Origin of the sequence: Streptomyces sp. TP-A0356 (assembly GCF_001417775.1) — a bacterium.
In the GTDB taxonomy this organism is placed as follows: Bacteria; Actinomycetota; Actinomycetes; order Streptomycetales; family Streptomycetaceae; genus Streptomyces.
In genome coordinates this window covers 172,539-187,053 of sequence record NZ_BBZJ01000023.1, presented here as the reverse complement: position 1 = coordinate 187,053, position 14,515 = coordinate 172,539, and the positions used below count along the sequence as shown (strand labels likewise).

Genomic DNA, 14,515 nt, shown 5'->3' with positions numbered 1-14,515 from the left:
GGACCAACAGGGTATGGCTGAGTTCGTCAGGCAGGTCATGACGCCCGGCGTCGTGGCGGTCCGCCCGGACGCCTCCCTCGTCGAGGCGGCGCAGCTGATGCGCGCGCAGGACATCGGAGACGTGCTGGTGGCGGGTGCCACAGGGGTCGTCGGCGTGCTCACGGACCGTGACATCACGCTGCGGGCGGTCGCGGACGGCGCCGACCCGCTGACCGTGAGCGCCCAGGCTGTGTGCACTCTCGATCCCGTGGTGGTCGCCCCGGACGACCGGGTCACGACGGCGATCGAGCTGATGCGCGGCCACGCCGTGCGCCGACTGCCGGTCGTGGAGGACGGGCTGCCGGTGGGCATGGTGAGCCTGGGGGACCTCGCGGTCGCCCAGGACCCCACGTCGGCCCTGGCGGACATCAGCCGGGCCGAGCCGGGAGGCGGCCCGAACGGTACAGAGGCGTGAGCGCGGCCGGACGGGTGAGAAGCCGCCGCGGCCCGGCCGCCCGGGCCGGCTCGTACGGCGCCACCGTGGATGTCGGCGACGCGACCAGCCGCTACCTCCTGTACGGGCTGCTGCCCTCCTGGTTCCTGCCCGGCCTCGCCGACTGGGTGATGCACCGGCGCAGCCGGATCGAGGACACGGCCGGTACGAAGGAGTCCCTGATCCACGCACTGATGATGACCGAGGTGGGCGTGCCCATCGCGCTGACCCTGCGCTACGAGGTCAACCCCCTGCTGCTCTCCGTGCAGTTGGCCGGGGCCGCGGTGCACGAGGCGACCGCGCTGTGGGACGTGCGCACCGCCGTGCACAGCGACCGCGAGGTCACCCCGCTGGAGCAGCACATCCACAGCTTCCTGGAGTCACTGCCGTTCGGCGCGCTCGCGGCGCTGGGATGCCTGCACGCCGACCAGGTGCGGTCGCTGCTGCGCGGCGGGCGGGGCGATCCCCGCGCCTGGCGGCTGGTACGGCGTCGGCGTCCGCTGTCGCGGGGCTATCTCGCGGGCATCGCGGCCGCGATCGGCACTTGTGTACTCCTGCCGTACGGCGAGGAGTTGCTGCGCTGCGTCCGCGGCGCGCGCCGCCGGGAGGGCGAGAAGGAGGCGGGGGGCGACGAGGCCGAATGGCACACACAGGCAGAGAGAGGACTGTGAGCAAGATGCGTATCGCGTTCCTGACCGCGCCGGAGGGCGTCGAGCAGGTGGAACTGACCGATCCCTGGCAGGCGGTGGTCGACGCCGGACACGAGCCGGTCCTGGTGTCGACGAAGCCGGGGCACATCCAGGCCTTCCACCACCTGGACAAGGCGGACACGTTCCCGGTGGACGCGGTCGTCGGCCAGGTGCAGGCCGAGTCCTTCGGCGGGCTGGTGCTGCCGGGCGGCGTGGCCAACCCGGACTTCCTGCGACTGGACCAGCGGGCGGTGGAGTTCGTCCGTTCCTTCTTCACGCAGGGCCGTCCGGTCGCCGCGATCTGCCACGCGCCGTGGACGCTGGTCGAGGCCGACGTCGTACGGGGCCGGACCCTGACCTCGTGGCCGAGCCTGCGCACGGACATCCGCAACGCGGGCGGCACATGGGTCGACGAGCAGGTACGGATCGACCAGGGGCCCAACAAGCTGATCACCAGCCGTAAGCCGGACGATCTCAAGGCGTTCAACGAGGCGATCCTGACGGAGTTCACCGAACAGTAGGTCGAAGCCGACAGGACGCACGGAGCGGCGACCGGTGCCCGGCTCACCGTAGGGCTACCGGTCGCCGCGCCGTGCGCGCGGCTCATGGGGCCGATCATGGGTGATCGAGGGCCGGAGCGTCGGGCCGGCGAGCGCGGGGCAGGCAGGGCCGAGGCTCCGCGCGGCCGGATCGGGGTCCCATCGCCGATCGGGCGGCTCGTCGCCGGGCCGCGCGGGCGGACGTGGGTGGCGATCCGGGCCGGTCATCGACCCCGGTGCGCCACCCGGTGGGGCGGGACCGGCGCGGGCGCGGTCACCGAGCGGGTTCGGCGCCCCGCTGCGCGCTCCCGAGTTCCCGGAAGGCCAGTTCCCGCACCCGGGCTCCGTCGCGGGTGCGGCTCGCCGCGATCAGGCGGCGCGGATGGCGGCGCAGGTATTCGCCCTCCAGCTGCGCCATACGGTCGTTGTGGGCGCGCAGCGCGTCGTTCGAGCCGTACAGCAGCGTGTCGTGGCGCGTGCGGTGGATCGTCTCCAGCTCCTTCATGAGCTGCTGGTCGGTCAGCCGACCCGGCTCGACTCCGGTCATGGTGTACCCCGCTCGTCGTGTTCCCCGGTGTGGTCCGGGTACCCGCCCGGATAGCAGTACCCCGAGCGGCATCCGGGAGGGAGCCATGGATCTCGCCTTTCTCCATCCACTGTACGAACATCCTGGCCCCTGGGCCTCCGTATACGTCGACACCTCCCGGCCCGCCGAGTCCACGCCCCACGAGCGCGCCCTCACCGCCCGGGCCCTCGCCCGCGACCTGGCCGGGCAGGGCGCGGACGAGCCGACGTGCCGGGCCGTGCGGACCGCGGTCGCGGAGCTGGCCCACACCCCCGAGCCGTACGGCAGGGCTCTGTTCGCCCGTGCGGGCGAGGTGGTCCTCGATCCGCCCCTGGCCGCCGCCCCGCCCGGCTCCTCGGCCCACTGGGCGCCGCTGCCGCACACGGCTCCGCTGCTGGACCTGGCCGACGAGGACCCGGTGTGCGTGGTGGCGTACATCGACCGCAGGGGCGCCGAGTTCGAGCTGCGCGGGGCGCTGGGCAGCCGGGACGCCGACGCGGTGACCGGGACGCAGTGGCCCCTGCACCGTACGACCAGCGCCGACTGGTCGGTACGCCACTTCCAGCTGCGGGTGGAGAACACCTGGGACCACAACGCGGCGGAGATCGCCGACGCGCTCGCCGTCTGCCAGGAGGAGACCGGCGCCGACCTGGTGGTCCTGGTCGGCGAGGAGCGCGAGCGGCGCGCCGTGCGCGAGCGGCTGCCGCACCGGCTCCGGGGCCGGGTGGCCGAGGCGCCGCACGGCTTGGGCGGCCGACTGCTGGACCGTGACGTGGAGCGGATCCGTGCCGAGCATGTGCACCAGCGCGCGGCCGAGGAGCTGGAGCGCTTCCTGGCCGCCCGGGCGCCCGACGAGGAGGGGCGGACGGGCGCGGTCGAGGGCGTGCCGGCGGTCATCCAGGCGGTGCGGGAACACCGTATCGACGAACTCCTGATCTGTCCGGACGCTCCGGACGCCCGCCGCGAGGTGTGGATCGGGGAGGCCCCGGACCGGGTCGCGATCCGCCGCAGGGACCTGGAGGCGCTGGGCGAACGGCACGCCCGGCCGGCCCGCGCCGACGACGCGCTGCTGCGTGCCGCGGCGGAGACGGGGGCGGTGGCCGTCTCGGTGACGGTCGCGACGGCGGACGAGGTGCCGACGGGCGGGGTGGGCGCGCTGCTGCGCTGGGAGTAGCCGGGGACCGTAGGACGCTCGCGACGGCCCCCGGGCGGCGGATCGCGCTCGTGCGCGGGTGGGCGAGGCGACCCACCCACGGGTGTCCGCGGTCCGCCCGGACGTCCCCGGCGGTGTGTCAGCGTGCCCGTGCCACCCGCCGCTCGTCCCACACCGGCTCCGTCGTCTCCCGCACCCGGCCGTCGGCGCCGAAGACGAGGTAGTGATCGAAGGAGCGGGCGAACCAGCGGTCGTGGGTGACGGCCAGGACCGTGCCCTCGAAGGCCTCCAACCCCTCCTGGAGCGCCTCGGCGGACTCCAGGTCGAGGTTGTCGGTGGGCTCGTCGAGCAGCAGGGCGGTCGCTCCGCGCAGTTCGAGGAGCAGGATCTGGAACCGGGCCTGCTGGCCCCCGGAGAGCCGGTCGAAGGACTGTTCGCCCTGGCCGGTCAGCTCGTAGCGCCGCAGCCGGGACATGGCGGCCCCGCGGTCCTGGGAGTGGTCCTTCCAGAGGATGTCGAGGAGGCTGCGGCCCTCCAGTTCCGGGTGGGCGTGGGTCTGGGCGAAGTGGCCCGGTACCACGCGGGCGCCGAGCCGCCACACTCCGGTGTGGTCGACGTCGTCGCTGGCGAGGAGGCGCAGGAAGTGCGACTTGCCGGAGCCGTTGGAGCCGAGGACGGCGACGCGTTCGCCGTAGAACACCTCGAGGTCGAAGGGTTTCATCAGTCCGGTGAGTTCCAGTCCCTCGCAGGTGATGGCCCGGACTCCGGTACGGCCGCCCTTCAGCCGCATGGTGATGTCCTGATCGCGCGGCGGCTCGGGAGGCGGCCCGGCCTCCTCGTACTTCCGCAGCCGGGTCTGGGCGGCCCGATAGCGCGAGGCCATGTCGGCACTGACCTCGGCGGCTTGACGGAGCGTCAGCACGAGCTTCTTCAACTGGGCGTGCTTCTCGTCCCAGCGGCGGCGCAGCTCCTCGAACCGGGCGAACCGCTCGCGGCGGGCCTCGTGGTACGTCGCGAAGCTCCCGCCGTGCACCCAGGCGTCGGCGCCCGCGGGCCCCGGCTCGACGCTGACGACCTTCTCGGCGGCCCGGGCGAGCAGTTCCCGGTCGTGGGAGACGAAGAGCACGGTCTTGCGGGTCTGGGCGAGCCGCTCCTCAAGCCATCGTTTCCCGGGCACGTCCAGGTAGTTGTCGGGCTCGTCGAGGAGCAGCACCTCGTCGGTGCCGCGCAACAGCGCTTCGAGGACGAGCCGCTTCTGCTCGCCGCCGGAGAGGGTGCGGACCAGGCGCCACTGCGCCTTCTCGTACGGGACGCCGAGGGCGGCCGTGGTGCAGATGTCCCACAGGGTCTCGGCCTCGTAGCCGCGGGCCTCGGCCCAGTCGGCGAGGGCCTGTGCGTAGCGGAGCTGGGCGGCCTCGTCGTCGACGGTCATGACGGCGTGCTCGGCGGCGTCGACGGCGCGGGCGGCGTCGCGGACACGGGGCGAGGCGACCGACACCAGCAGGTCCCGTACGGTCGTCTCGTCCCGCACGGACCCCACGAACTGCCGCATGACACCGAGTCCCCCGCTGGTGGTGACCGTCCCGCCGTGCGGTTCGAGCTCACCGGAGATCAGTCGCAACAGGGTCGTCTTTCCCGCCCCGTTGGGCCCGACGAGCGCGACGACCGCGCCCTCGCCGACCCGGAAGGACACATCGCCGAGCAACGGCCTTCCGTCCGGGAGGTGGTACTCGAGGTGCGCGGCTTCCAGATGTCCCATGCGGCGCATTGTGGGCGGGCGCGCGGAGGCCGGGCAAACGGTTATCGCGTCGCCGCCGCCACTGCCGGTATCGGCCCGAAGCCGCTCGAACGCGGGACCCGTCCGCCACTTGGCGGCTTGTCGCGAGGGAGGAGGGCAGCAGTTCGGCCGCACCGGAGGGCGCCCGCACGGTTCGTCCGTCCCGGGGTATCCGGCTCCCATGACCCCAGACGTCGATCTCACCCGCCGCCTGCCCGGCCCGCATCCGCTCCGCGACCGGCTCCTCGCCTTGGACTGCCGTCTGTTCGAGGCCGTCGCCGCCCGCCACTGGCCCGCCGCGGACCCTGTCCTGCCCCGACTCAGCCGCGCCGCCAACCACGGTGTCCTGTGGTTCGCCACGGCCGCGGCCATCACCGCCGCGCGCACCCCCCGCGCCCGACGGGCCGCCGCCCGTGGAGTCGCCTCCCTCGCGCTCGCCTCGGCCACCATCAACACCATCGGCAAGCGAACGGTCCGCCGCACCCGCCCGGTGCTCGACCCGGTGCCTGCCGTCCGCCGGCTCAAGCGCCAGCCGATCACCACCTCGTTCCCCTCAGGTCACTCCGCCTCGGCCGCCGCCTTCGCCGCGGGCGTCGCCCTGGAGTCGCGCGGCTGGGGCGCGGCCGTCGCGCCGCTCGCCGCGGCCGTCGCCGTCTCCCGCGTCTACACCGGCGTCCACTTCCCGAGCGACGTCCTGGCGGGGGCGGCCCTGGGCGTGGGCGCCGCCTACGCCGTGCGCGGACTGGTGCCCACTCGCGATCTGATGCCGCCACCCGGCCGCCCGCGCGCGGACGCGCCCGCGCTGCCCGACGGTGCGGGGCTCGTGATGGTGGCGAACAAGGGCTCGGGGACCGCGGACCGGATCAACGCCCTGCGGGACGCCCTTCCCGGCGCGGAGACCGTGGAGTGCGAGCCGTCCGAGGTGCGCGCCGAGTTGGAGAAGGCGGCCGCCCGGGCCCGCGTCCTCGGCGTGTGCGGCGGTGACGGCACGGTGAACACCGCCGCCGAGGTGGCCCTGCGCCACGGCCTTCCGCTCGCCGTCCTCCCGGGCGGCACCCTGAACCACTTCGCGCTCGACCTCGGCATCGAGGACGCCCGCGATCTGGTCCGCGCCCTCCAGCAGGGTGACGCCGTCCGCGTGGACGTGGGCCGCTTCTCTTCGGGCTCGACCCAGGGCTGCTTCATCAACACCTGCAGCCTGGGCGTGTACCCCGAACTGGTGCGCGAACGGGAGCGCTGGTCCCACCGGATCGGCGGCTGGCCGGCCGGCGTCCTGGCCGCGCTGCGCGTCCTGCGCGCCGACCGCCACCCCCTGCACGTCGACCTGGGCGGCACGACCCGCCCGCTGTGGCTGCTCTTCGCCGGCAACGGCACGTACCACCGCATGGGCCTCGCCCCCGCCCGCCGCTACGACCTGGCCGACGGAAAGCTGGACGTACGGGTCGTGCACGGCGGTCGCCGTCCCGCCACCCGGCTGCTGTCCGCCGCCCTCGCGGGCCCGCTGTCCCGGTCTCCGGTCCACGCGGCGGAACGGGTGCGACGCCTGCGCCTGACCGGCGTGGCCCCGGGCACACCCCTCGCGTACGACGGGGAAGTGACGGAGGTGGAGGGCGAGGTGACGCTCGAGAAGCTGCCGGAGGCGCTGACGGTCTATCGCCCGCTGCCCTTCAGGTGACCACCGATGGGGCACCGGCGATGGGGCACCGGCGATGAGCGGGCAGTGACCGATCAGTCGTCGGGCTTCGTCAGCCCACACCTATTGTCCATATAGCAAGACGTGGGTCTCATCATTCGACATGAAGGCCTACGGTGATGCGTACCGCCCCGCGGCGACGCCGTCGGGGTCCGTACGACGGGAACACCGACGGGAAGAGGCAGGTCATGTCGAAGGAGACGGCCGTCTACACGCACGGCCACCATGAGTCCGTGCTGCGCTCGCACACCTGGCGGACCGCCGCCAACTCCGCGGCGTACCTCCTCGACTCGCTCAAGCCGCACATGCGGATCCTGGACATCGGCTGCGGGCCGGGCACCATCACCGCGGACCTGGCGGCGCTGGTGCCCCAGGGCCATGTCACCGGCGTCGACCGGGCGCCGGGCGTCCTGGAGCAGGCCCGGGCCACGGCCGCCGTCCGTGGCCTGACCAACGTGGACTTCGCGGTCGCGGACGTGCACGCGCTGGAGTACCCGGACGACACGTTCTGCGTGGTCCACGCCCACCAGGTGCTCCAGCACGTGGGCGACCCCGTACGGGCGCTGCGGGAGATGCGCCGGGTCACCAGGCCGGGCGGGTTCATCGCGGTCCGCGACGCGGACTACGCGGCGATGAGCTGGTATCCGCCGTCCGAGGGACTCGACGACTGGCTGGATCTGTACCGGCGGGTGGCCCGCGCCAACGGCGGCGAACCGGACGCGGGCCGGCGGCTGAAGTCATGGGCGATGCGGGCGGGCCTCAGCGACATCACCGCCACGTCCGGCACCTGGACCTATGCCACCGCCGAGGAGCGGGCCTGGTGGAGTGAGCTGTGGGCCGACCGCACGCTCGCCTCCGCATACGCGGACCACGCGGTCGAGGGGGGCCATGCGACCCCCGAGCGGTTGCGGGCGGTCTCGGCGGCCTGGCGGGAATGGGGGAAGCAGGACGACGCCTGGTTCTCCGTACTGCACGGAGAGATTCTTTGCCGAAAGGACGTCTAATTCTCGACTTTCGGGAAACTCGGCAGGCAGGAGGTCACACAATGGTTCCTATCCTGCTGGTTCTTCTGCTGGTCCTGATTCTCTTCGGCGCCGGATTCGCGGTGAAACTGCTGTGGTGGATCGCTTTGGCGGTGCTCGTGCTCTGGCTGCTGGGATTCCTGGTGCGCGGCACGACCGCGGCCGGAGGGCGAGGCCGATGGTATCGATGGTGACCGGTCGGTGATCCGTCCGGCACCGGATGCCGATCGCCCGGTGGACCTTGGTCGGACGACCCGGTCCACCGGGCGTTCGGGATCCATCGGCGATCAGTCACGCGGAAGCAACGGTCCAAGCGGCCCGAGGTCCAGATTCAGGTCCTCGGGCCGCAGTCCGTAGCGCTCACGCAGTTCACCCATACGGTCCTCCAGGAGCATCAGCGTCAGCCCGATCCGCTCCTCCTGCTCCTCGGTCAGCTCCCCCGTGTCGAAGCGGCGCACCGCCTGCCGCTCCATCAGCTGGCGGAGCAGTTCGACGACGGTCAGCACCAGCTTGACGAGGTCGCGTTCGACGGTGTCGGGCTCCAGGTCCAGCCGGTGGCGCGGCCTGTCGGACGTGCTGTCTGTCATGGTCCTGTGGCCTCCGGCCAGGGCGAGGGTACTTGGGCGTTGACCGAGCTGATCAGGGCGTTCAGATCGATGCGGACGAGGTCGACGTCCGCGATGCGCAGCGTGATGTCGCCGGTGATGACGACCCCACCCGCGAGCAGCCGGTCGAGCAGGTCGACGAGGGCGATCTCCCGGTGTTCGACGGCGATCACTCGGCTCCTTCCGTCAGTCCGGTGAAGGAGTAGGCCGCCCAGGGACCGGTGAGCTCGACCCGGATTCCAGGAGTGTCGTCCTCGTAGCGGTCCACCAATTCGACGAATTCCTCGGAACGCTCCCGTGGCACCAGATAGGAAGCATTGAGCACGTTGCGGCCCGAGGCGCCGGAAAGAGCGGCGTTCTGCGGGGCGTGCAGCCGGCAGTCCTCGGCCTGTTCCGCGAGCGTTCGATGCAGTCGGCGCGCGTATTCCTCGGCCTTCTGCCACAATTCGTCCTGCGCCAGGGTGCGCGTGCGCCGTTGCCGGAGGTAATCGCGTCCGGAGGCGGGCTTCGCGGCGGGGCTGCCGCTCGCCGCCGTCTCCGTCGTGCTGTCGCCGACGTAGACCTTGACGCCCCATTCGACGCGTCCCTCCAGCCGGTCCAGGGCGCGGCGGAAGTCCTCCTCGCGTTCCTCCATCATCACGCGGACGCCGCTGTCGTCCCGGAACACGGTGCCCAGCCGCAGCGGCAGCGGGGTGGTGACGCCGGTGAGCGCGTCGATCACGTTCTGGTGGGCGCGGGCCGTGGCGGTGAGCCACTCCAGGTCCTCCAGATGCGCCTTGAGCGGCCCCTCGGCGAAGTCCTCCTCCGGGACCTGGCTGAGCACGGCGATGAGGCCGTGGTGCTCCAACTGCCGCGGGGGAGCACCCGCCACCCCCGTCAACTGGGCCTGGAGAGGCGCGTCGAGGGGGCGGCAGACCGCGTAGACGTACCGCAGCGCGGTCACCGTGACGACTCCTTCCTGCCGTGCGCCTCTTCCAACTGTTCCTCGGCAAGGCCAGCTTCCAGGCGCTCGAGACGGGCGCGCAACTCGGCGTTCTCCCGGGTCAGTTCCTGGCGCCGGGCGCGGGAGGACAGCGCCGGGTCGTCCTCCCACCAGTCGATGCCCATCTCCTTGGCCTTGTCGACCGAGGCGACGATCAGCCGCAGCTTGATGGTGAGGAGTTCGATGTCCAGCAGATTGATCCGGATGTCGCCGGCGATCACCACACCCTTGTCGAGCACCCGTTCAAGGATGTCGGCGAGGCTGGCACCGCTGCTGGGTCCGCCGTAGGGGTCCGGAAGCCTGCGGGGCGTCGTCATCGCCGGCTCCCGGCGCCCGCCCGCTCGTCCTCACGCTCGTCGCCCTCTTGCTCGTACTCCCCTTCGTCTTCCTCCTCGGCGTACTCGCCCTCGCCCTCGTCCTCGCCTTCGTACTCCTCCTCCGGCTCTTCCTCTTCCTCGTACTCGCCCTCCGGCTCCTCCTCGGGCTCTTCCTCTTCCTCGTACTCGCCCTCGGGTTCCTCTTCCTCCCCCTCGGCACCCTCGGGGCCCACTTCCTGCTCGCTCTCCTCCTCCTCGATCGCCTCCTCGTGGGTGCGGACGACCTCGCCGTCGCGGATCTCGCCGCGCCAGCCGTCCTCCGCCTCGCCCTTGAGGGTGATGTAGCGGTCGAAGTTCTTGAAGTCGAGGCGTACCCGGCGGCCCTGGGCCCGCCAGATGTTGGCGGTCTTCTCGAAGAAGCCGCTGGGGTAGTACTCCATCACCAGCAGGATGCGGGTGAGGTTGTCGTCGAGCCTGTGGAAGGTGACGACGCCCTTGTGGGTGCCCTTGGCGGCCTCCGACGACCACTGGATCTTGTAGTCGGGGATCTGCTCGACCGTGAGGCCCTTCCAGCTACGGGTGGACCACCAGATCTTGCCCGTCCAGTCGGAGGTCGTGTCGTCGATGCGGCTCGCGCTCTTCACGCCCTTGGCGAAGGTGGTGAAGTCCTGGTACTGGGTCCACTGGTCGTAGGCGGTCCGCACCGGCACACCGACGTCGATGGACTCGATGATGACCGTGGGCTTGTTGCCGCCCTTGCCCTTGCGCTTGCTCTTGCCGCCGAAGAGGCCCTTGACCGCCTCACCGACCTTCTCCTTGGCCTGGCTCGCGCCCGTCTCCAGGACGGCGCGCAGCGGGCCCTTGCCCTCGGCGAGCTTGCGCCCGCCCTCCAGGGCGAGTTGAGCGAAGCCTGGGCTGTTGCCCTCGGCGATGTCGTTGAGCTTGAGGGTGGTCTCGCCGAGCTTGCGTCCCACCCCGACGAGCAGTTTCTCGGCCTGGGCGGTGAGGTATCCCTGCAGTTCCTTCTTGAGGTGGTCGACCGCCTCGCTCTGGGCGACTTGGGAGAACCCGCCCTTCGCCGTGTCGGTCGCGGAACCGACGGTGTCGGCCATCGTCACCGCCTCCCTTCACCGCTCGACCCGCGTCCGCCATCCTGCGCTCCGGCGGTCTTCTTCGCGGGGGCCTTCTTGGCAGGAGCCTTCTTCGCGGCCGCCTTATTGGCGGCCTTCGGGCCCGCCTGCTTGGCGGGCGCCTTCTTCGCGGGGCGTTTGCTGGGCGGGGCCTTCCTGGCCGCCTTCTTGGGCGGCGGCGATTCCTCTTCCTCGGGCGCCGCCGCCTCCTCGGAGTCGGCGGCCTCCCCTTCGGCCCGGCCCTCTTCCGACTCCTCTCCGGGGCCGGTCAGGTCCGAGACCTGGGATGCCGCGCCGGAGAGCTGCCCGCGCACCTGCTCGGTGCGGCTGTGCAACCGGCCGGCGATGCCCTCGATCTGGCGCTCGAGCAGCGCACCGGAGGCGGCCTTGCCCGCACCGCGCAGATCGTGGCGCAACTGGTCGCCGATCTCCTTGAACTGGGGGTTGTCCCGCAGTTGTTGGTTGACCAGGTCGGCGAGCGCCCGCGGGCTGAGCTGCATCCGCTTTCCCGCGGCCAGCGTGCCCAGGGCGAAGGCGAGCTTCATCTTCTTGGTCCGTCCGAGGACATACCCGGCCCCTACCGCCAGGCCCAGTGCCGCTCGATTCATGTTGTCGTCCCCTCGCCGGTTCCCGATCCCGTTGCATGGCACAGGCCGATCTCCAGTCGGTCGAGGAGTGCGTCCTCCTCGCGGTCGAACTCCTCCTCAGTGATCTCGCCTTCCTCGAGCCGGCACTCGAGAAGGGCGAGTTCGGCCCGGACGGTCGCCGGGTCGTAGTACTGTCGCTCGGCCTCGGCGATCACCTGTCTGATCACCCAGAGGCTGCCGCGCGCCGGTGCGAACGGCAGCAGCAGGGCCTCCGTGAGCAGTCCCATGGGTCACTCCTCGCCCATGGCCGTCCCGGTCGTGCTTCCCGCGGGCTCGGCAGGGCCGGGCTCGACGAAGCTGTACGGCGGCAACGGCCCGTTGACCCGCAGTTCGAGGTGCGGGTTGCCCTTGCGGGCCTCCTCCACGGCCTCCAGGAACTCCCCCGCGGAGTCTCGGGGCACCAGGAAGGAGAGATTGGCCAGCCAGCCGGAGGACTCAGGGCCGGAGCTGACTGCCTCGGCGGCAGGTTCCAGAAGGCGCCGCAGTTCCTCCGCGTCCATCGCCTCGCGGCTCTGCACCGCGGCGGCGACCATCTCGCCCAAGCGCAGCCGGTCTTCGTAGCTGCCCCCGCCGGCCTGCCGGTTATCCTCGGCCAGGGCGCGCATCTCCGTGCTCTCCGCCATCACCAGGTGCAGGATCGCCTCCTGGTCATGGCTGGCCTTGATGTTGTACTCGACCCTGCCGTCCAGGGCCGTCAGCCGCTCCCGGTAGTGGCCCGTACGCTCGGCGAGCACCTGGGTGACGGCGGCGTCGTCCGCGGCCACACTGCCGAACCGCATGGGCAGTACAGCCCCGCCCGCGCCCGCCTCACTGAGCACGTTCTGATGGGCAAGCAGATCCCTGCGCTTGGGCCGCAGCCCCTCGGGGGCGTCGCTCACGATCGCGACGAGCTCACCCTCCTCGAGGATCCTCACCGGGCACGGCGGATCACCGACTCCGCCCATGTCCTTGGGGAGCGAGGGGTGCGAGCTCGGGGCGATGCCATAGACGTACGTGCTCACTCCTGCTCCTCCTCCTTTTTCCTGGCGGACGTCGTCTTGCGCGCCCGCGGCCTTCCCTCGCTCTGGCCCTCTTCACGGGCCTGCTTGAAGGCATCCGAGATCGTCTCCGCGGCACCCGACAGGGCGCCCTTCGACTTGCCCCGCGCGCCGGACTCGGTGACCTCGCCGACCAGCTCGGGCAGTCCGGGGCTCTTGTGCGGTCCGGACTCCAGGTCGAGCCGGTTGCACGCCTCGGCGAAACGCAGATAGGTGTCGACGCTCGCGACCACCACTCGTACGTCGATCTTCAGTATCTCGATGCCGACGAGGGAGACACGGACGAACGCGTCGATGACGAGCCCTCGGTCGAGGACGAGCTCCAGTACGTCGTAGAGGCCGCTGGAGCCGCCTCCCCCTCCGGTCTGCTGTGCCGGGACAACGGTCATGCCGACCGCTCCTCCTTGTCTGTCTTGTCGTGTGTCTCGCCCATGGGGACGGGTCCGGAGCTGCCGTCTCCTACCGACCGCCCGGCCGATGTGCGTCAGCCCTCCCGCGTTCGTAGCGGCGAACGCGCCGGTAGCCGGCGAGCTCGCCCTCGGGGGTCAGCTGCACCTCGTAGCTCGCGAGCAGGCTCATCGTGTCGGGAACCCGCGCGAGCTCCAGGACCTCGATCTCCAGCTCCCAGCCGTCCTCGGTCCGTTCGAAAGACGAGACGGACTCCGGGGTCAGTCCGGTCAGCTCCGCGAACTGGGCGCGCGCCTGGCGCACCACTTCCATTAGGCTCGGCTGCCTCTTCGCCGCACCGTCCTCCGACTTCCTGGGCGAATCCTGTTCATTCGAATCACGCGGTGTGTTTGCCATTGGTGACCTCGTAAGTCGAGTGCCCAACGTCCTCCGCGCAAACCTGCGAGCCCCGTTTTGGGACAGGAGGATGCCGCACAGGGCTTGATCCGCCTCACCCTCGCCCCGCGACGGTTCCCCCAGGCTCACCCGGAGCAACGAATTGACTTCATTGGGTAGTCAGCGCAGCGCGTCGAGACGTCTGCGCGCGGGGCGGAGCGCCCGGGCCCGCACTCCGGCCCAGGGTCGGGTGCGGGCCTGGTCCACCGCGTCGGCGATGGTCCAGCGGCGGGCATCCACGTCCGGCTCGTCGAGTTGCTCCCAGGACAGGGGTGTGGCGACCGGGGCGCCGGGCAGGGCCCGGACGGTGAAGGGGGCCACCGCGGTCTGCGCGTACGCGTTGCGCTGCACGTCGAGGTAGAGCCGCTCGCCGCGGTCCTTCTTGCGCGCGGCCGTGGTGAACCGGTCGGGGTGGGCTTCGGCGAGGGTGTCGGCGACGTCCCTGGCGAACTCCCGCACCGTGTCGAAGTCGTGGTGTCCGCTGATCGGCACGACCACGTGCAGCCCTCGCGAACCGGTGGTCATCAGAGCGGACGGCAGCCTCAGTTCACCGAGGAGCTCGCGCAACAGCGGGGCGGCTTCCCGAACTTCGCCGAAGTCGTCGCCCGCCGGGTCGAGGTCGAAGACGATCCGGTCGGGCCGATCGAGCCGGCCTACGCGGGAGAGCCAGCGGTGCAGGGTGATGCAGGCCTGGTCGGCGAGGTAGAGAAGGGTGGCCGTGTCGTCACAGACGGTGTGGCAGACGGTGCCACCCTCCTTGGGCACCTCGACGCGGTGGATCCAGTCCGGGTAGTGGTCCGGGGTGTTCTTCTGCATGAACCGGGGCCCCTCGATGCCGTCCGGGTGCCGCTCCAGCATCAGGGGGCGGCCGCGCAGATGGGGCAGCATGTAGGGCGCGACGGACCGGTAGTACGCGACGAGGTCGGCCTTCGTGTACTCCTTGCCGTCCCCGTCGCCGGGGAACAGCACCTTGTCCGGCCGGTGGATCTCCACCGTGCGGCGGCCCACGCGTACCGTCCGCGTGCTGCTCATGTCGCTCCCTCC

General features: G+C 71.5%; 19 protein-coding genes and 1 pseudogene. 7 read left to right on the top strand and 13 right to left on the bottom strand.

The features are described 5' to 3' along the window. The first annotated feature begins 13 nt into the window (after positions 1 to 13). The 3 genes from ASC56_RS25170 to ASC56_RS25160 are packed head-to-tail and all read left to right on the top strand — an operon-like array spanning position 14 to position 1,682. Positions 14 to 454: a CBS domain-containing protein gene (locus tag ASC56_RS25170; protein WP_055493802.1), complete on the top strand. Its 441-nt coding sequence runs from the start codon at positions 14 to 16 to the stop codon at positions 452 to 454. Further along, positions 451 to 1,143: a diguanylate cyclase gene (locus ASC56_RS25165; RefSeq protein WP_371330275.1), complete on the top strand. Its 693-nt coding sequence runs from the start codon at positions 451 to 453 to the stop codon at positions 1,141 to 1,143. Before ASC56_RS25170 ends, ASC56_RS25165 begins: the two co-directional genes overlap by 4 nt. A 5-nt stretch (positions 1,144 to 1,148) precedes the next feature. Beyond that, positions 1,149 to 1,682, top strand: coding sequence for a type 1 glutamine amidotransferase domain-containing protein (locus tag ASC56_RS25160; RefSeq protein WP_055493878.1), 534 nt, complete (start codon positions 1,149 to 1,151; stop codon positions 1,680 to 1,682). Positions 1,683 to 1,974: 292 nt separating this feature from the next. On the opposite strand, the pseudogene ASC56_RS25155 reads toward ASC56_RS25160, so the two are convergent. Beyond that, positions 1,975 to 2,270, bottom strand: a pseudogene (locus tag ASC56_RS25155) (DUF6158 family protein); the annotation flags it as partial. Positions 2,271 to 2,332: 62 nt separating this feature from the next. Between ASC56_RS25155 and ASC56_RS25150 the strand changes: the two are divergent. After that, a complete protein-coding gene (locus ASC56_RS25150) occupies positions 2,333 to 3,439 on the top strand; it encodes a Vms1/Ankzf1 family peptidyl-tRNA hydrolase (protein WP_055493800.1) in 1,107 nt (368 codons plus the stop codon). A 118-nt stretch (positions 3,440 to 3,557) separates the two neighbouring features. Here the strand turns inward: ASC56_RS25150 and ASC56_RS25145 are convergent, their stop codons facing one another. Beyond that, positions 3,558 to 5,177, bottom strand: a complete 1,620-nt coding sequence (locus tag ASC56_RS25145; RefSeq protein WP_055493877.1) for an ABC-F family ATP-binding cassette domain-containing protein — start codon at positions 5,175 to 5,177, stop codon at positions 3,558 to 3,560. Between the two features lie 199 nt (positions 5,178 to 5,376). On the opposite strand from ASC56_RS25145, the gene ASC56_RS25140 reads away from it, so the two are divergent. From ASC56_RS25140 to ASC56_RS25130, 3 genes are all read left to right on the top strand, one after another. Continuing rightward, positions 5,377 to 6,870, top strand: a complete 1,494-nt coding sequence (locus ASC56_RS25140; RefSeq protein WP_055493799.1) for a bifunctional phosphatase PAP2/diacylglycerol kinase family protein — start codon at positions 5,377 to 5,379, stop codon at positions 6,868 to 6,870. Positions 6,871 to 7,076: 206 nt separating this feature from the next. After that, a complete protein-coding gene (locus tag ASC56_RS25135; protein ID WP_055493876.1) occupies positions 7,077 to 7,892 on the top strand; it encodes a class I SAM-dependent methyltransferase in 816 nt (271 codons plus the stop codon). A 41-nt stretch (positions 7,893 to 7,933) separates the two neighbouring features. Further along, positions 7,934 to 8,104, top strand: a complete 171-nt coding sequence (locus ASC56_RS25130) for a hypothetical protein (protein WP_055493798.1) — start codon at positions 7,934 to 7,936, stop codon at positions 8,102 to 8,104. A 93-nt stretch (positions 8,105 to 8,197) separates the two neighbouring features. Here the strand turns inward: ASC56_RS25130 and ASC56_RS25125 are convergent, their stop codons facing one another. The 11 genes from ASC56_RS25125 to ligD all read right to left on the bottom strand — a co-directional run bounded on the left by ASC56_RS25125 (position 8,198) and on the right by ligD (position 14,503). Next, entirely contained in the window at positions 8,198 to 8,497 is a 300-nt protein-coding gene (locus ASC56_RS25125) for a gas vesicle protein K (protein WP_055493797.1), read from the bottom strand. Continuing rightward, on the bottom strand, positions 8,494 to 8,688 hold the full coding sequence (locus ASC56_RS25120; protein WP_055493796.1) for a gas vesicle protein: 195 nt from the start codon (positions 8,686 to 8,688) through the stop codon (positions 8,494 to 8,496). Before ASC56_RS25120 ends, ASC56_RS25125 begins: the two co-directional genes overlap by 4 nt. Beyond that, entirely contained in the window at positions 8,685 to 9,458 is a 774-nt protein-coding gene (locus ASC56_RS25115; protein WP_055493795.1) for a GvpL/GvpF family gas vesicle protein, read from the bottom strand. The genes ASC56_RS25120 and ASC56_RS25115 overlap by 4 nt, the downstream gene beginning before the upstream one ends. Beyond that, positions 9,455 to 9,814, bottom strand: coding sequence for a gas vesicle protein (locus ASC56_RS25110; RefSeq protein WP_055493794.1), 360 nt, complete (start codon positions 9,812 to 9,814; stop codon positions 9,455 to 9,457). The genes ASC56_RS25115 and ASC56_RS25110 overlap by 4 nt, the downstream gene beginning before the upstream one ends. Continuing rightward, positions 9,811 to 10,926, bottom strand: a complete 1,116-nt coding sequence (locus ASC56_RS25105; RefSeq protein WP_055493793.1) for an SRPBCC family protein — start codon at positions 10,924 to 10,926, stop codon at positions 9,811 to 9,813. Before ASC56_RS25105 ends, ASC56_RS25110 begins: the two co-directional genes overlap by 4 nt. Before the next feature lie 2 nt (positions 10,927 to 10,928). After that, positions 10,929 to 11,552, bottom strand: a complete 624-nt coding sequence (locus ASC56_RS25100) for a hypothetical protein (protein ID WP_055493792.1) — start codon at positions 11,550 to 11,552, stop codon at positions 10,929 to 10,931. After that, a complete protein-coding gene (locus tag ASC56_RS25095) occupies positions 11,549 to 11,818 on the bottom strand; it encodes a gas vesicle protein GvpG (protein WP_055493791.1) in 270 nt (89 codons plus the stop codon). The genes ASC56_RS25100 and ASC56_RS25095 overlap by 4 nt, the downstream gene beginning before the upstream one ends. Before the next feature lie 3 nt (positions 11,819 to 11,821). Beyond that, a complete protein-coding gene (locus ASC56_RS25090; protein WP_055493790.1) occupies positions 11,822 to 12,592 on the bottom strand; it encodes a GvpL/GvpF family gas vesicle protein in 771 nt (256 codons plus the stop codon). Next, positions 12,589 to 13,017, bottom strand: a complete 429-nt coding sequence (locus tag ASC56_RS25085) for a gas vesicle structural protein GvpA (protein ID WP_055493789.1) — start codon at positions 13,015 to 13,017, stop codon at positions 12,589 to 12,591. Before ASC56_RS25085 ends, ASC56_RS25090 begins: the two co-directional genes overlap by 4 nt. Before the next feature lie 70 nt (positions 13,018 to 13,087). Further along, positions 13,088 to 13,432 (bottom strand): gas vesicle protein, encoded by a 345-nt coding sequence (locus ASC56_RS25080; RefSeq protein WP_079102689.1) that lies wholly within the window; start codon positions 13,430 to 13,432, stop codon positions 13,088 to 13,090. A 159-nt stretch (positions 13,433 to 13,591) separates the two neighbouring features. Next, positions 13,592 to 14,503, bottom strand: a complete 912-nt coding sequence (ligD, locus tag ASC56_RS25075) for a non-homologous end-joining DNA ligase (RefSeq protein WP_055493787.1) — start codon at positions 14,501 to 14,503, stop codon at positions 13,592 to 13,594. Between the last annotated feature and the right edge of the window lie 12 nt (positions 14,504 to 14,515).

Bases quoted from the DNA above. Each gene is read 5' to 3' on its own strand.
- ASC56_RS25170 (WP_055493802.1), top strand. From the start codon at position 14: ATGGCTGAGTTCGTCAGGCAGGTCATGACGCCCGGCGTCGTGGCGGTC.
- ASC56_RS25130 (WP_055493798.1), top strand. From the start codon at position 7,934: ATGGTTCCTATCCTGCTGGTTCTTCTGCTGGTCCTGATTCTCTTCGGC.
- ASC56_RS25105 (WP_055493793.1), bottom strand. From the start codon at position 10,926: ATGGCCGACACCGTCGGTTCCGCGACCGACACGGCGAAGGGCGGGTTC.
- ASC56_RS25140 (WP_055493799.1), top strand. From the start codon at position 5,377: ATGACCCCAGACGTCGATCTCACCCGCCGCCTGCCCGGCCCGCATCCG.
- ASC56_RS25160 (WP_055493878.1), top strand. From the start codon at position 1,149: ATGCGTATCGCGTTCCTGACCGCGCCGGAGGGCGTCGAGCAGGTGGAA.
- ASC56_RS25110 (WP_055493794.1), bottom strand. From the start codon at position 9,814: ATGACGACGCCCCGCAGGCTTCCGGACCCCTACGGCGGACCCAGCAGC.
- ASC56_RS25145 (WP_055493877.1), bottom strand. From the start codon at position 5,177: ATGGGACATCTGGAAGCCGCGCACCTCGAGTACCACCTCCCGGACGGA.
- ASC56_RS25125 (WP_055493797.1), bottom strand. From the start codon at position 8,497: ATGACAGACAGCACGTCCGACAGGCCGCGCCACCGGCTGGACCTGGAG.
- ASC56_RS25085 (WP_055493789.1), bottom strand. From the start codon at position 13,017: ATGACCGTTGTCCCGGCACAGCAGACCGGAGGGGGAGGCGGCTCCAGC.
- ASC56_RS25095 (WP_055493791.1), bottom strand. From the start codon at position 11,818: ATGGGACTGCTCACGGAGGCCCTGCTGCTGCCGTTCGCACCGGCGCGC.
- ASC56_RS25080 (WP_079102689.1), bottom strand. From the start codon at position 13,432: ATGGCAAACACACCGCGTGATTCGAATGAACAGGATTCGCCCAGGAAG.
- ASC56_RS25135 (WP_055493876.1), top strand. From the start codon at position 7,077: ATGTCGAAGGAGACGGCCGTCTACACGCACGGCCACCATGAGTCCGTG.
- ligD (WP_055493787.1), bottom strand. From the start codon at position 14,503: ATGAGCAGCACGCGGACGGTACGCGTGGGCCGCCGCACGGTGGAGATC.
- ASC56_RS25150 (WP_055493800.1), top strand. From the start codon at position 2,333: ATGGATCTCGCCTTTCTCCATCCACTGTACGAACATCCTGGCCCCTGG.
- ASC56_RS25100 (WP_055493792.1), bottom strand. From the start codon at position 11,552: ATGAATCGAGCGGCACTGGGCCTGGCGGTAGGGGCCGGGTATGTCCTC.